Genomic DNA, 14,822 nt, shown 5'->3' on the forward strand with positions numbered 1-14,822 from the left:
CCACCGTTCAGAACAGTCAGGAGTCTGTCGTGACCGATCCCGGTGTCACCTTCATCAACGTCATCGAACTCCCCGCCGAGGCGGTCGACGAGTTCATCGCCCACTGGCGCGAACGGGTAGCTCGTATGCGGTCCGCCCCCGGCTTCCGAGATGTCCGCCTGCACCGCGCACTGCTCCCGGACTCCCGGTTCCAGCTGGTCAATATCGCCCATTGGGACAGCGCCGAGGACTGCCGCGCCGCCGGCGCCGATCCGATTGTCACGGCCTCGGTGGCGGAAGCGGAGAAGTCCGCCGTCGCGTACCCGAGCCTCTATCGAGTTGTCGCCGAATTCAGCTGAACTGCGAAATCATCGATCGACGGACCAGGACAAGACCCCGGCATCAACACCGCCCCGACCGGGCGTCCGACCAGCCCGGGAATCGGTACGGCCGCCATCGACACAATCCGCCATTGACAAATGGCACATTCGTAAATGATCCTTACAGGTATGAACAGGTCGACGAGGACCTCACCACCGGTGTCCACGGCACGAAAGGTGGGCTGACATGCTCGGACTCGATATCTTCCGGCCCTTCGGCCCGCCGCCACGCAGCCGCGGCGCCCGGGCGGTCGTCACCGGCGCGGGCAGCGGTATCGGCCGGGCCTTCGCCCACGAGCTGGCCGCTCGCGGGGGCCGGATCGTCTGCGCCGATATCGACGAGGATCGTGCAGCCGAAACGGTGGCATCGATCGGGCGCGAGTATCCGGGCGTTGCCTACCCATTCCGCTGCGATGTGGCGAAACGCGACGATGTCGAGGTGCTGGCCCGCTACGCCGAATCCGTTTTCGACGGCCCCGCCACCCTGGTGATCAACAACGCCGGGGTCGGGTCGGGCGGGCTGCCCGTCGGCGAGATCGGTTTCGCCGAATGGGAGCGCACCCTGGGCATCAATCTGTGGGGCGTCGTCCACGGGTGCGAGATCTTTGCTCCACGGCTACGCGAGGCCGGCCACGGCGGCATCATCAATGTCGCCTCGGCCGCGTCGTTCGGCACCGCACCGCGGATGGCCGCCTACAACACCGGGAAGGCCGGGGTGCTCGCGCTGTCGGAGACGATGGCCGCGGAATTCGGCGGAACCGATATCGCGGTGACCGTACTGTGCCCGACCTTCGTCCGCACCAATATCGCGCGTGACGCACCGGTCCCTGCGGGGCCCCGCGAACTCGCCGACACCCTGATGCGCTGGACCGGGTTCTCCCCCGAAAGCATCGCCCGGACCACGCTCGACGCGCACGACCGCGGCCGGTTACACGTCGTCCCGCAACTCGACGCGCAACTGCTCTGGTTACTGAAGCGGCTGTTCCCCGGCCAGTACACAGCCGTGGCCGGTCTGCTCGCGCGACTGTTGCCCGACGAGGAAGCGGCAGCGTCCATCACCCCGGAAAGAACAGGAGTCTGAGATGGCGACCATGGACTTCGACGATATGCTCGGCAAGATCAAGGACCGGCAGTGGGCGCTGGCCGATATCGATTGGGACGCGCCCGGCGCGGAAACGCTCACTGCCGAACAGCACGCCCGCCTGAAGCCGTTCATGGCAGATCTGATGTGGATCGAGAACGTGGGTGCGCGCGGTTTCGCGGCGATGGCGAAAAAAGCGCCCACCGAGACCCTGCGGGAGATCTACCGCTGGTTCCATGCGGAGGAACAACGGCATGCCAATGCCGAACTGGCGCTGATGCGCCGCTGGGGAATGCTGGACGGCGACGAGATCCCGCAGCCGAATATCAATGTCAAACTCGTGATCGACTTCCTGGACAAATACTCCGACGATATGTCGCTGTCGTTCCTGGGCACCGTCATCCCGATGCTGGAGGTCGCGCTGGACGGCGCCCTGGTGAAGTTCATCATGGACGAGATCGAAGACCCGGTCTGCCAGGAAACGTTCCGCCGGATCAATGCCGACGAATCCCGCCATCTCGCCGTCGATTTCGCGGTGATGGATGTGCTCGGGCACGCGGAGCTGCGTAAACTGCTCATCGACCTGGTCGGCGGCTGGGTGAAACCGACGTTTCTCATCGGGGTCCTCAGCTATGTGCCGTTGCTGAACAAAATGCGCGACAATATCGTCGCGATGGGTGTGGACGAGCAGAAGCTCTACACAGCCATGGAGCGCTACCGCAAGGTGGGCGAGCGTAGCGAATTCGTGCGCCGGCTCCCGATGTATCAGATCGTGAAATTGCAGGCGAATTGGGTTGTCGACCGCGGCCACCCCTATCACCTTCTCGCCGACGCGCTGGTGAAGATCACCGGGGCCATCCCGCGGCAGCTGCTGCGTAAGGACCCGACCTGGTCCAAAGAGTTGACCTACACCCCCGCCGCGTGAACGAGGACACCATGACCACCAACCATGCGGCGCCGCTCGACGTCGCCGTGATCGGTGCCGGCTTCGCCGGAATAGGCACCGCGATACGTCTGCGCCAGAGCGGTATCGATAATTTCGCCGTATTCGAGCGGGGGTCCGCGATCGGCGGTACCTGGCGTGACAACACCTACCCGGGCGCTGCCTGCGATATTCCGTCGCGGCTGTACTCCTACAGTTTCGCACCCAATCCGGAGTGGTCGCACACCTACTCCGGGAGTGCTGAAATCCTCGGCTATATCGAGTCGATTACGGCGAAGTACGACGTTACGCCGCATATTCGCTTGCAGCACAATGTCACCGGTATGTCGTTCGACGAGGAAACCGGTCTGTGGGATATCACATTCGAGGGCCGCGAACCTGTCCGGGCGCGGGCGGTGGTGCTGGCCTCCGGGCCCCTCACCGAACCCGGCTTCCCCGATATTCCGGGGATCGACACATTCACCGGGCATAAAATCCACAGCGCGCGGTGGGACCACGATTACGACTTCACCGGCAAACGGGTCGCGGTGGTCGGTACCGGGGCGAGCGCGGTCCAGATCATCCCCGAATTGGTTCGCAAGGCCGGTTCGGTCAAGGTTTTCCAGCGCACGCCCGGCTGGGTGCTGCCCCGGGTCAACCACCGCACCGGCGCCCTGGCCAAAGAGATCTACCGGCAGGTTCCGGGGGCGGAAACGCTGGCCCGGCAGGCCTGGTTCTACGGTCACGAATCGGTGGCGCTGGGCGTCGTGTGGAATACGCCCCTCACCCGGGTGGTCGAATTGGTCGGGCGCGCGCAGTTGCGGCGCCAGGTGCGCGATCCGTGGCTGCGCCGTCAGCTCACCCCGGAATTCCGGGCCGGTTGCAAACGTCTGCTCATGTCCGACGACTACTACCCGGCGCTACAGCGCGACAACTGCAAGCTGATCACCTGGCCGATCGCGCGGATAGCCCCGGACGGTATCCGCACGGCCGAGGGAATCGAACACCGGGCCGACTGCATCGTGTTCGCGACCGGCTTCGATGTCTCCAAGAAAGGCACTCCGATCCCGATCACGGGACGTGACGGCCGGGTGCTCGCCGACGAATGGCGACGCGGCGCATTCGCGTACCGCAGCGTCACGGTGTCGGGGTATCCGAACCTGTTCCTCACCTTCGGTCCCAATTCCGGCCCGGGACACAATTCGGCGCTGGTGTATATGGAATCGCAGATCGACTATCTGGTTCGCGCCGTCCGGATAATCCTGGATCGCGACCTGACAATGCTCGACGTCCGCCCGGACCGCCAAGAACGTTACAACGCGGCGATTCAGCGCCGGCTGGGCGCGACCACCTGGAATTCGGGCTGCCGGAGCTGGTATCTCACCGAGGACGGTTTCAACCCGACCATGTACCCGGGTTTCGCCACCCAGTACCGCCACCAGCTGCGCGACGTCGACCTCGACGACTACACGGTGACGACCGCCCGGATCGGCCATTCCGCCGACGTCGCTCCCGGCGTTCTGAGCGGCGGCTAGACTCGATCACTCGAACCGGGGGCAACCGGGCGGTAGGCGGGCGAGGAGGTGCGGCGGAGATGCCGAGGTATCGGATCGACGATCTGGCCCGTGCCGCGGGCACCACCTCCCGCAATGTCCGCGCCTACCAGGAGCGCGGGCTGCTCCCGCCGCCCGCGGCCAAGGACGGCCGCGCCAGTATCTACGACGATTCCCACCTCGAACGGCTCCGTCTCATCGACGCGCTGCTGCAACGCGGCTTCACCACCGCGCATATCTCCGATTTCATTACCAGCTGGGAGACGGGCAAGGACCTCACCGAGGTACTGGGCCTGCAGCACGCGGTCACCGCCAACTGGTCGCAGGAGGAACCGTTCGAGGTCTCCCGGGAACTGCTCACCACCATCCTCGGCGCCCGATCCGAGGAACTGGTGGACAAACTGCGCCGGATGGACCTGGTCCGCACCGACGGCGATACCGTGACGATCACCGATACCCAGCTACTCACCTCGTTCACCGAACTCCACGAGTACGGGATCGACCTGGGCACCCTGATCTCGGTATATGCCGAGGTCGCAACCCGGATCGACGATATCAGCGGGATCCTCATCCGCGCGGCGAAGAAACATATCGTCGATGAACACGGGCCGGGTTGGCTGCCCGATACCAATGAAGAGATCGCCGAAACCACCCGCATGCTCAACACCATGCGCGAACTCGGCGTCGCCGCCGTGCACAGCAGCCTGGCCCGTTCCTTGGACGCGACGCTCGCGCGCGAACTCGGTGACTACCTCGCCACCGCCGCCGAGCGCGAACGCGAACGCAAAGCGGGCGGCGTGGAACGCGGCCGCTGATCCGCCGGGTGCCACCCGTTCTTACTCGAGGGACTTGTCACCCCAGCGGATGCATCGCAGCAAACCGCCGGCAGCGAGGACCGCCTCGAGCTGTCCCGTGTAGGTCATCCGGTTCTCGGACACGAACTCGGGAGTCAGCTTTCTCGATTGCTGCAGTAGCAGCATCCCCGCCAGACCCGCGTAGACGTCGGCGCGCATGATGCCCATCGGATGGTCGTGGTACCGGCGGGTCCCGGCGTCCTGCCGCAGCGGATAGCGGTGGTCGACGCTCTGCCCCGGCATGATCAGCTGTTCGGGATGCCCGTCGCTGTCCGGCCGCCCGCGAGTCCGCCCAGCGCACCCGCGACCGCCCCGCGCGCCGCCCGATCGCCCAGTTCATGATCGTGCCTGTCGCTCGCACCGGGCGTTTACCATACCATCGAGTATGGTCCGGTGCCCGCGGAATCGTCAGAAGGCGAGCCGGCAGAGGGTTTTCCCCATGGTGAGCCCGGACAACATCGCCGGCAGAGCTGTGCTCGCCGACTCGATCCCGTCGAAGACGGTTTCCCGGTAGACCAACCGGCCGTCCGCGAGGTAGCTGCTCACTTCACGGCGCATCGATTCCTCGAGATGCAGGAAAGACCCCGCGCGGAAACCGCGCATCCGCAGGCCTTTCGACACCATGGTGAACAGGTTCGGCGGTCCCGGCGGTGCGGCGCCGTCGTAACCGGAGACCGCGCCGCACAGCGCGATCCGGCCGGACGGACGGAGGGCGTCCAGGGCGGCGGTGAGGTGATCACCGCCGACATTGTCGAAATAGGTATCGATACCGCCGGGCGCGAGCGCTGCCAGCGATTCCGGTAGCGGGGCGTCGTGGTAATCGAAGGCGGCGATGCCGAGTTCGTCCCGCAGGAACGCGACCTTCGCAGGGCTTCCGGCGGAGCCGAGCACGGTGGCGCCGCGAATCTTCGCGAGTTGCGCGGCCAGCGCGCCGACCGCGCCCGCGGCGGACGAAACCCACAGAGTGTCGGCCGGGCCGAGGTCCAGGATTTCGAACAGCCCCACGTAGGCGGTGAGGCCGGCGCTGCCGAGCGGCCCGAGGAACCACTGGGGCGGAAGGTCTGCGGCGTCGATCCGGGACACGGCGCCGTAGCCGCCGATGGTCTGTGTCCGGGCGCCTACCAGCGCGTACTCCCGGTATCCGAGAGTATGCGAAACCAGATCACCGACGGCGAAATCCGGGGATCTCGATTCGACGACGGTGCCGAGAGCGAGCCCGGACAGCTCGTCGCCCGGCCGCAGCGGTGGCAGATACCCGTGGGGAGTGGTTTCGGCGAGCCGGATCCGGATCGATGGGTCGATCGACAACCAGGTGTTGCGGACGAGTACCTCTCCCGGGCCCGGTTCCGGAATCGGCTCCTCGGCCAGCTCGAGGTCGGTGGCGGCCAGTTTCCCGGCCGGGCGGCGGGCCAGCCGCACGTGACGATTCACCTTGTGGTTCCTTCGTTCCGGCGCGCGGGTCAGCGCACGAACGCGACCTCGGGGGTCCGGGCAATGAGCAGGCGGCGGACGGCGCCGGTGGAGTCGAGTTGCGCGGTCGCGTTGAACGACGCCTCGAACGCCCCGTCGCGGGTGGTGCGACCGACGACCAGCTCGTACGCACCGGCCACGGCGCCGATATCGATGTGGTGGATCAGCGTGCTCTTTTCGCGTTGCGCCAGGTAGGCAACCAAACCCGCTCGGTCACCGACGAATTCGGCGCTCCGCCCGGCCCCTTTGGAGAATTGCACGGACATGGTGAAATCATCGGCGATCATGCCGAGCACCCGGTCCGGGTCGTCGGAGTCCATATAGCCGAACCATCGGGTGAGTACCGGGACCGCCGTCGTCATGCCTGAGCTCCTTCATCCGGAGTTTGTACTGGTAACAGCGCGAAATCCGCGCTGAACGCGACCTGATACCGGTCGATCCGGCCGTCGGCGCCGATATGCATGGCGGCGACGAACCAGCCGGTGGTCACGGAGTCGTTCTCGGTGACCGCACCGTGCGCGAACTGCATATCGCCGTCGACGGCCACCCGCAGCAGCCGGTGTTTACGGTTCACCTTCGGCCTGCCGTTCAGGTAGTCGAACATGGCCGCGCGACCGCGGTCCCGGTTGACTCCCGTCGGCAGGACCATCGCGAATTCGATGTCCTCGGCCAGCATCGCCGTCGCATCCCGCAGTTCGCCGCTGTCGACCGTCGCGTAGTAGTCCTCGATCACGTGGGTCATGAAATGAACTTAGTTCAGCCCACCTCTTCTTGTCGAGAGGGTCAGCGGCTAGGCTCGATTCTATCGAATTGAACTCAACTCAAGGGGAAAGAATGTCTCCGACCTCGGCAGCCGGCGCCGAACACCCCTGGCCACGTTCGGAACCTCCAGGACTCACCCCCGACCCCGAACAGATTCAGCTACGCGAAGCACTGCGGGGATTGCTCGGGAAGTACAGCGATATCGAACAGGTCCGCGCAGCCGCGGACACCGGACCCGGATACTCACCGCAGCTGTGGCGAATTCTCGTCGACGAGATGTCGGTGACCAGCCTGGCGGTACCGGAGGACAACGGCGGCCTCGGTTACGGAACGGCCGAGCTCGCGGTCGTCCTCGAAGAATGCGGGCGGGCGCTGGTCTGCGAACCCGTCTACAGCTCCGCAGTCCTCGGCACACAGGCACTACTGACGGCCCCGGAAGCCGAAGGCAATCCGCTTCCGGACGTTCTCGCCGGGAACCTCGTCGCCACGATGAGTTCACTCGGTCGGGCCACCGACGATCTCCGGGCCGCGCCGAGCCCACACGGCTGGCGAGTCGGCGGCGCGGTCACCCACCTCATCGGCGGGCACGGCGCCGATATCGTCATCGCCTCGGCCGAAACCGCCGACGGCCCGCGACTGTTCGCGCTGCGCCCACCGGAGGATGCGCTGCGTACCGAACTGCGGGTACTCGACCCGACTCGGCGGCAAGCCGATCTGTCGGTGCGGGACTGCCCGGCCGTGGCGCTCACCACTGCGGACACCACCGCGACGGTGCGCACCCGGCTGCGGGACCTGGCGACGCTCGCCCTCGCCTGCGAGAACACCGGAATCGTCGAACGCCTGCTGGAGATGACCGTGGGGTACGCCGGCACCCGGCACCAGTTCGGCCGGGCTATCGGATCGTTCCAGGCGGTCAAACATCGACTGGCCGATCTGCTGGTATCGCTGGAACGCGCGCGCTCGGCGTCGCGGTACGCAGCCGCGCTCTACGCCGAGGACCCCGATTCGGCCCGGCTGGCGGTGGCCGTGGCCGGCGCGGTGTGTACCGACGCCGCCGTCCACGCCGCGGCCGAGGCGGTGCAGCTCCACGGCGGTGTGGGGTTCACCTGGGAACATCCCGCGCATTCCTATTTCCGCCGGGCACTGGGAAACGAAGCAGCACAGGGCGATGCGCGCAATCACCGCGCCCGTATCGCCGCACTGATCGGCGTGTGACCAGCCGCGACGTTCTCCGGAAATCCGTATTGACGCGCTTCGCGACGTCGAGTACAACTGAAGTGAATCCAGTTCAGGAACCGATCCCGAAAGAGGCTCCGATGATCGACACCGACCACATCGTCCTGGAGAAAGACGGCGAAATCGCACGCGTCTGGCTCAACCGCCCGCACAAGAAAAACGCGGTCACGGTGGAACTGCTGCACCGGCTCGACGAGATCATCGTCGAGGTCGACAACGACCCCGAGCTGAAGGTGCTGGTGCTGCGCGGTCGCAACAACACGTTCTGCTCCGGTTTCGATCTCGACGAACTGCGCGAGAACTACGTCGGCAAAACCAATGCCATGGACGTCGCCGTGCTCTCCGCGAAGGTCTGCGACCGGCTGTACTCGATGAACACGCCATCGGTCGCGGTGCTCGAGGGCTACGTCACCGCGGGCGGATTCGAGCTCATGATCTCCTGCGATTTCGCGGTCGCCGCCGACGATGCCAAGATCGGCGACTTCCACATCCGGCGAGCCCTGTTCGGCGGCGCCGGCCCGATCTACCGGCTCCCCCGGATGATCGGTATCCGCAAGACCAAAGAGCTGATGCTCACCGGCAAACTGCTCAGCGGCCGCGAAGCCGCCGATTTCGACCTGATCAACGCTTCCGCCCCCGCGGCGGAACTGGATGGACTCGTCGCCGATTTCATCGCCCCCATCGTGGACAAGAGCCCGTTCGCCATGAAGCTCACCAAGATGACCATCGACCGCGGCCTGGATGCCGATATCCAGTCGCTGATGGTGATGGAACACCTCGCCGTCGGCAATGCCCTGCAGTCCGAGGACGCGCGCGAAGGCGTGAACGCCTTCCTGGAGAAGCGTGAGCCGAAATGGGTCGGGCGCTGAAACCCCGCTAACAGCGACGAATCGGAAGGGACGACATGGGCGAGCAGGTGAAACCGAGACTGGAAGGCAGCAGGTGCGCGGTATGCGGCACGGTCGGTTATCCGGCGAGCGCGAACTGCGCGCGCTGCGCCGCGCCGACCGCCGAACCGTTGACACTGAGCACGAAAGGCATGGTGTGGGCGCATACCGTGCAACGGTTCGCACCGAAATCGCCGCCGTATGTCGTTCCTGCCGACGGCTTCACGCCGTACGCGGTCGGCTATGTCGAACTCCCCGAGGGCATCAGGATCGAGGCAGTTCTCGACTGCGACGATTTCGCCGATCTGGACCGGGCACCGGTGCGCCTCGTCGCCGTGACTCCGGTGCCCCGGTTCGCCACCCTGTCCCGTCTGCAGAGTGAGGTCCGGTGACCCAGCAGGTTTCGATAATCGGCAGCGGACTGTCCCGGTTCGGTCGGCAGCCCGGGGTCAGCGGGCGGCAACTCGCCATCCAGGCGATCGGTAATGCGCTCGCCGATGCCGGGTTGACCTGGCCCGATATCCAGGTCGCCTATGGCGGCAGCGACGGATCCGGGCTGGCCGACACCCTGGTGGCCGAACTCGGCTTCACCGGGATCCCGTTCACCAACGTCAAGAACGGTTGCGCTACGGGTGGTAGTGCCCTGTTCTCCGCTGTCAACGCGGTGCGTTCGGGCGCCGCGGAGATCGCCTTGGCGGTCGGTTTCGACAAACATCCCCGGGGCGCCTTCGATCCCGACCCCGCCGACTGGGGCTTGCCCGAGGGATACGGCACGGCCGGGCTCATGGTGACGACACAGTTCTTCGGCGCCAAGATCGGCCGCTATATGCGGGAACACGGTATCTCGGCGGCGACGCTGGCCGCCGTCGCCGAGAAGGCGTACCGCAACGGCAGTCGCAATCCGAATGCCTGGCGCCGCGAACCGATGTCGGCGCAGCAGATCCTGTCGGCCGAGCTGGTCAACGATCCGCTCACCAAGTTCATGTTCTGCTCGCCGGGTGAAGGTGGCGCGGCCGTGGTCGTCGCGAGCGAAACCGTCGTCCGCCGTCTCGGCGGCCGGCCGGTGCGATTGCGGGCGATCAGTCATCGCACCCGGCGGTTCGGCTCCTTCGAGGTGTTCAGCCCCGCTGTCCAGGGCACCGGCGAACCGACCAGTGTCAGCGCGGATGCCGCCGCGGCGGCATTCGAACAGGCCGGTATCGGCCCGGAAGAGATCGGCGTCGCGCAACTCCAGGACACCGAAAGCGGCGCGGAGATCATGCATATGGCCGAATGCGGGTTCTGTGCCCACGGGGAGCAGGAGGCGATGATCGCCGCGGGCGCCACCGAAATCGACGGCCGGCTGCCGGTCAACACCGACGGCGGATGTATCGCCAACGGCGAGCCGATCGGCGCCTCGGGCCTGCGGCAGGTGCACGAGATCGTCACCCAACTGCGCGGCGAGGCAGGCGCTCGGCAGGTACCGGGGGCGCCGAAAACCGGATTCACCCATGTGTACGGCGCCCCCGGGATCAGCGCCTGCACGGTTCTGTCGGTCTGAGGTGGACACAGTGAGTACACAGCAGCTTCCCGGCCTCGCCGAATTCACCGAACAGGCCCGGGCCTGGCTCGCGGGGTCGGCGGCCCCGCGTACCGAATCCGCGTGGGGCGACGGCGACGATTCGGTGGCGGTCTTCGAGAACTGGACCGCGGCCGAAGAACGGCGGCACACCGACGACATCCGCGCCTACGAACAAGCCAAATTCGATGCGGGCTGGGGCGCGCTCACCTGGCCCGCCGACTACGGCGGCCGGGGACTGCCGATGTCCTACGCACTGGCGTTCCGGCGCGTAGAAGAACAGTTCGAGGTCCCCCGGCGCACCGAAATGTTCTCCGTCACCCAGCAATTGGTGGCGCCGGCAATCGAGCAGTGGGGTACCGAACAGCAACGGGAACGCTATGTGCGGGCGATGCTGCGTACCGATCTCATCGCCTGTCAGCTGTTCTCCGAAACCGAGGCCGGTTCGGACCTCGCAGCGGTGCGCACCCGCGCGACCCGCAATGCCGACGGCACCTGGACACTCGACGGTCACAAGGTGTGGACATCCGGGGCCCGGGTCGCCGACCTCGGGGTCGCGGTATGCCGGACCGATCCCGCGGCGGCGAAACACGCGGGGCTCACCGTGTTTCTCGTACCGATGGACACGCCGGGGATCACCGTCCGGCCGATCCGGCAGATGACCGGCGGCAGTTCCTTCAACGAGGTGTACCTCGACAGCGTGGTGCTCGACGACGGGTTCCGGCTCGGGCCGGTCGGCAAGGGCTGGCAGGTGGCGCTCACCGTGCTCGCCGCCGAACGGCTCGACGGCGCCGGGCTGGGTCTGGCGAACGCGGATCAGGCGGTGGAACTGGCTCGCCACCTGGGCCGCGAACTGACCGAGCTCGAACGCGACCGGGTCGCGGACCTGGTGACCCGTAGTTATGTCCAGCGGATCGCGGGAATGCGAGTGGCCGCGGCGGTGGTCGCGGGCCGCGATCCCGGACCGGAGGCGTCGGCCGGCAAATTGCTCGCCACCGACACCATGGCCCGGACCTCCGAGGTCGTGCGGCTACTGCTGGGCCGGGAACTGATCGCGGATTCCGGGCGCTGGGGCACCTATGCCTGGGCCGAGCACGTACTCGGCGCGCCCGGGTACCGGATTGCCGGCGGTACGGACGAGATCCAGCACAACATCATCGCCGAGCGGGTGCTCGGCCTACCCAAGGAGCCGCGGCCATGACGCTGGAACAGCGGGTACGCCACCGGTTGCGCACCGACCCGGATATCGAGATCACCGGGTTCGAGACGCTGCCCGGCGGGCATTCGGGCCTCACCTACCGGGTCACCACCACCGGCCCGGAGTTCGTGGTGAAGGCGGTGCCCGAGGGCCGCCGGCCGGTCGGCCGCCACGATATGCTGCGGCAGGCCCGGGTGATGCGGGCGCTGGCCGGTACCGACGTGCCGGTGCCCCGCATCGTGGCCGTCGACGACGCCGAGCCCGCCTGGTTCGCCATGGAATTCGTCACCGGGGAATCGCTGGAACCGGTCCTGGACGACCCGGCCGTCGAACCCACCCTGGCGGCGGCCCGGATGCGGCGGGCCGCCGAGGTGCTGCCCCGGCTGCATGCGGTCGACCCCGGCTCGGTGCCGGGCGCCGAAACCGCCCTGACACCGGCCGACGAATTGGCGCGCTGGGCACGCACGTTGGGCGCGGTGCCGCCCGAGCTGGTCGCGGGCGGCGAGCGGCTGCTCGACCTGCTGGGCCGGACGATTCCCGAACCTGTGCCCCCGACGCTCGTACACGGCGACTACCGGCTCGGCAATATCATCGCCGCCGGTACCGAACCGGTCGCGCTGATCGACTGGGAGATCTGGAGCGCGGGCGACCCGCGCGTGGAACTCGGCTGGTTCCTGGTATTCGCCGACGGCACGAATTTCCCGGAGGTGGGCCGCATCGTGCGAGGTCTGCCCGATCCCGCCGAACTCGTGGAACGCTACCGCGCGGGTGGTCCGCAACTGCCCGATCTGCCCTGGTTCGACGCGCTCGGCCGGCTCAAGATGGCCGCCATCATGGGCCACAACCTGCGGCGCCACCGCGAAGGCCGGCACCACGATCCGGACCAGGAAAAACTGCCCGCCACCATCGATCGCCTCATCGAGACCGGAACCGCGCTCCTCGCCGGTTGAGGTCCTGTCCCCCTATTCAGGAGCCGTACAGTGGATTTCGCCTACTCCACCCGCACCCGCGAGCTGCTCGACCGGCTCGGACAATTCATGGAAGAGTACGTCTACCCCGCCGAACGGGTGTACGACGAACAGATCGCCGCCGCGGGCAACCCGCACGAACAACCGCAGATCATGCGCGAACTCCAGGCCGAGGCAAGGCGGCAGGGGCTGTGGAATCTGTTCATGACCCACGACGGCCTCGGCGCCGGGCTCTCCAATCTGGAATACGCCCCGCTGGCCGAGATGGTGGGCCGGTCGATCATCGGCAACGAGACGATCAACTGTTCGGCCCCCGATACCGGCAATATGGAAATCCTCGCCATGTTCGGAACCGAACAACAAAAGCAGCGGTGGCTGAAACCGCTGCTGGACTGCGAGATCCGCTCGGCGTTCGCCATGACCGAGCCGGCAGTGGCCAGTTCCGACGCCACCAACATCACCTCCACCATCCGCCGCGACGGGGACCACTACGTCCTCAACGGCCGCAAATGGTACATCTCCGGAATCCTCGATCCGGATTGCAAACTGATCATCTTCATGGGCAAATCCGACCCGGCCGCCCCGGCCTACCGACGGCAGAGCATGATCCTGGTGCCCGCCGACGCACCCGGTATCGAGGTGCTCCGGGACCTGCCGATGTTCGGGTTCCACGATCGGCTGGGGCACGGTGAGGTGCAGTTCACCGATGTGCGGGTACCGGCGGAGAACATGCTCGGCAGCGAAGGCGATGGTTTCGCGATCGCTCAGGGCCGGCTCGGGCCCGGCCGGATGCATTACGCCATGCGCGCCATCGGAATGGCCGAACGCGCCCTGGAACTCATGTGCCGGCGGTCGCTGCAACGCACGGCGTTCGGCGGACCGCTGGCCGACCGCGGGGTGGTGCGGGAATGGATCGCGCGCAGCCGGATCGAGATCGATCAGATCCGGCTGCTGACGCTACAGGCATCCTGGCTGATGGATACGAAGGGCAACGCGGCGGCGCGTTCGGAGGTCGCGGCCATCAAGGTCTCGGCGATGGAGGTCGCGCACAAGGTGGCCGACCGCGCGGTGCAGACCTTCGGCGCTGCGGGGGTCAGCAACGACACCGTCCTGGCCCGGATGCACGCCATCACCCGCGCGCTGCAGATCGCCGACGGCCCCAACGAAGTACATCTGCGCACCATCGCGCGTCTCGAGGTGAAAAAGTACCGATGAGCACAACGGATCTGAGCGGCAAAGTCGCGTTGGTGACCGGCGCCAGCCGCGGACTGGGACTGGCCATCGCACGTGGATTACGCGATGCGGGCGCCGGCGTGATCGTCTCCAGCCGCAAACTCTCGGCCTGTGAAGCGGCCGTCGCCGCGCTCGGCGACGGGCCGGGCGGCGCGTACCCACTGGAATTGCATGTGGGCCGGTGGGACACCCTCGAGCCGGCGATCGACGGGATCATCGAACGTTTCGGCAGCCTCGACATCCTGGTCAACAATGCCGGGATCGCCCCGCTCGCCGAGAACCTGGCATCGGTTACCGAAAGCCTGTGGGACAAGACCATCGAGGTGAATCTGAAAGGCCCGTTCCGCCTCATGGCGGTCGCCGGGGCCCGGATGGCCGCCGCAGGCGGAGGTTCGATCATCAATATCTCGAGCATCGGCGCGGTGCGACCGAGCCCACCGGAGGCGATGTACGCCGCCGCCAAGAACGGGCTCAACGCGCTCACCATGGCTTTCGCGCAGGAATATGCGCCGGCAGTGCGGGTGAACTGCGTAATGCCGGGCGGGTTCGCCACCGACATGTCCGAACACTGGGACGACGAGTTCGTGGGCAAGATCATCGACCGGTTGCCCGCCGGACGGCTCGGCGATCCGGCCGAGATCGCCGGGCTGGTAACCCATCTCGCGAGCGGTGCCGCCGGTTATACGACGGGTGCGCTGATCCCGGTCGACGGTGGCCGTACCGCGGTGTACTGAAAGGCGG

The 14,822-nt window shown here is 66.8% G+C and carries 16 protein-coding genes and 1 pseudogene; 13 read left to right on the forward strand and 4 right to left on the reverse strand.

The window, feature by feature from the left end; translation table 11 throughout:
* The first annotated feature begins 29 nt into the window (after positions 1 to 29).
* The 5 genes from IU448_RS04450 to IU448_RS04470 all read left to right on the forward strand — a co-directional run bounded on the left by IU448_RS04450 (position 30) and on the right by IU448_RS04470 (position 4,730).
* The gene (locus IU448_RS04450) at positions 30 to 338 is read left to right on the forward strand and encodes an antibiotic biosynthesis monooxygenase family protein (protein ID WP_195054181.1); all 309 of its coding nucleotides are present in this window, start codon (positions 30 to 32) and stop codon (positions 336 to 338) included.
* 208 nt (positions 339 to 546) lie between these two features.
* Positions 547 to 1,440 (forward strand): SDR family NAD(P)-dependent oxidoreductase, encoded by an 894-nt coding sequence (locus IU448_RS04455; protein WP_195054182.1) that lies wholly within the window; start codon positions 547 to 549, stop codon positions 1,438 to 1,440.
* 1 nt (position 1,441) lies between these two features.
* Positions 1,442 to 2,365, forward strand: a complete 924-nt coding sequence (locus tag IU448_RS04460) for a ferritin-like domain-containing protein (protein ID WP_195054183.1) — start codon at positions 1,442 to 1,444, stop codon at positions 2,363 to 2,365.
* Positions 2,366 to 2,376: 11 nt separating this feature from the next.
* Complete coding sequence (locus tag IU448_RS04465; RefSeq protein WP_195054184.1) at positions 2,377 to 3,897, forward strand: flavin-containing monooxygenase; 1,521 nt, start codon at positions 2,377 to 2,379, stop codon at positions 3,895 to 3,897.
* Positions 3,898 to 3,956: 59 nt separating this feature from the next.
* Positions 3,957 to 4,730, forward strand: a complete 774-nt coding sequence (locus IU448_RS04470) for a MerR family transcriptional regulator (protein ID WP_195054185.1) — start codon at positions 3,957 to 3,959, stop codon at positions 4,728 to 4,730.
* Between the two features lie 21 nt (positions 4,731 to 4,751).
* Here the strand turns inward: IU448_RS04470 and IU448_RS04475 are convergent.
* The 4 genes and pseudogenes from IU448_RS04475 to IU448_RS04490 all read right to left on the reverse strand — a co-directional run.
* Positions 4,752 to 5,024 (reverse strand): annotated as a pseudogene (locus tag IU448_RS04475) (multicopper oxidase domain-containing protein); the annotation flags it as partial.
* A gap of 153 nt (positions 5,025 to 5,177) precedes the next feature.
* Positions 5,178 to 6,200 carry an NADP-dependent oxidoreductase gene (locus tag IU448_RS04480; RefSeq protein WP_195054187.1) on the reverse strand — a complete coding sequence of 341 codons (1,023 nt, stop codon included), beginning with the start codon at positions 6,198 to 6,200 and terminating at the stop codon, positions 5,178 to 5,180.
* 29 nt (positions 6,201 to 6,229) lie between these two features.
* Positions 6,230 to 6,601 (reverse strand): hypothetical protein, encoded by a 372-nt coding sequence (locus IU448_RS04485; protein ID WP_195054188.1) that lies wholly within the window; start codon positions 6,599 to 6,601, stop codon positions 6,230 to 6,232.
* Positions 6,598 to 6,981, reverse strand: a complete 384-nt coding sequence (locus tag IU448_RS04490; RefSeq protein WP_195054189.1) for a nuclear transport factor 2 family protein — start codon at positions 6,979 to 6,981, stop codon at positions 6,598 to 6,600. The genes IU448_RS04485 and IU448_RS04490 overlap by 4 nt, the downstream gene beginning before the upstream one ends.
* 92 nt (positions 6,982 to 7,073) lie before the next feature.
* On the opposite strand from IU448_RS04490, the gene IU448_RS04495 reads away from it, so the two are divergent.
* The 8 genes from IU448_RS04495 to IU448_RS04530 all read left to right on the forward strand — a co-directional run bounded on the left by IU448_RS04495 (position 7,074) and on the right by IU448_RS04530 (position 14,815).
* Positions 7,074 to 8,216, forward strand: coding sequence for an acyl-CoA dehydrogenase family protein (locus IU448_RS04495; RefSeq protein WP_195054190.1), 1,143 nt, complete (start codon positions 7,074 to 7,076; stop codon positions 8,214 to 8,216).
* Between the two features lie 101 nt (positions 8,217 to 8,317).
* Complete coding sequence (locus IU448_RS04500; RefSeq protein WP_195054191.1) at positions 8,318 to 9,106, forward strand: enoyl-CoA hydratase/isomerase family protein; 789 nt, start codon at positions 8,318 to 8,320, stop codon at positions 9,104 to 9,106.
* Positions 9,107 to 9,141: 35 nt separating this feature from the next.
* The gene (locus tag IU448_RS04505) at positions 9,142 to 9,516 is read left to right on the forward strand and encodes a Zn-ribbon domain-containing OB-fold protein (protein WP_195054192.1); all 375 of its coding nucleotides are present in this window, start codon (positions 9,142 to 9,144) and stop codon (positions 9,514 to 9,516) included.
* Positions 9,513 to 10,664, forward strand: coding sequence for a thiolase family protein (locus IU448_RS04510; RefSeq protein WP_195054193.1), 1,152 nt, complete (start codon positions 9,513 to 9,515; stop codon positions 10,662 to 10,664). Before IU448_RS04505 ends, IU448_RS04510 begins: the two co-directional genes overlap by 4 nt.
* Positions 10,665 to 10,674: 10 nt before the next feature.
* Positions 10,675 to 11,883, forward strand: a complete 1,209-nt coding sequence (locus IU448_RS04515) for an acyl-CoA dehydrogenase family protein (RefSeq protein ID WP_324188506.1) — start codon at positions 10,675 to 10,677, stop codon at positions 11,881 to 11,883.
* Entirely contained in the window at positions 11,880 to 12,830 is a 951-nt protein-coding gene (locus IU448_RS04520; RefSeq protein ID WP_195054195.1) for a phosphotransferase family protein, read from the forward strand. The genes IU448_RS04515 and IU448_RS04520 overlap by 4 nt, the downstream gene beginning before the upstream one ends.
* A 30-nt stretch (positions 12,831 to 12,860) precedes the next feature.
* Complete coding sequence (locus IU448_RS04525; protein ID WP_195054196.1) at positions 12,861 to 14,063, forward strand: acyl-CoA dehydrogenase family protein; 1,203 nt, start codon at positions 12,861 to 12,863, stop codon at positions 14,061 to 14,063.
* The gene (locus tag IU448_RS04530; RefSeq protein WP_195054197.1) at positions 14,060 to 14,815 is read left to right on the forward strand and encodes an SDR family NAD(P)-dependent oxidoreductase; all 756 of its coding nucleotides are present in this window, start codon (positions 14,060 to 14,062) and stop codon (positions 14,813 to 14,815) included. The genes IU448_RS04525 and IU448_RS04530 overlap by 4 nt, the downstream gene beginning before the upstream one ends.
* Positions 14,816 to 14,822 lie beyond the last annotated feature (7 nt).

Source organism: Nocardia flavorosea, from assembly GCF_015477805.1.
GTDB lineage: Bacteria > Actinomycetota > Actinomycetes > Mycobacteriales > Mycobacteriaceae > Nocardia > Nocardia flavorosea_A.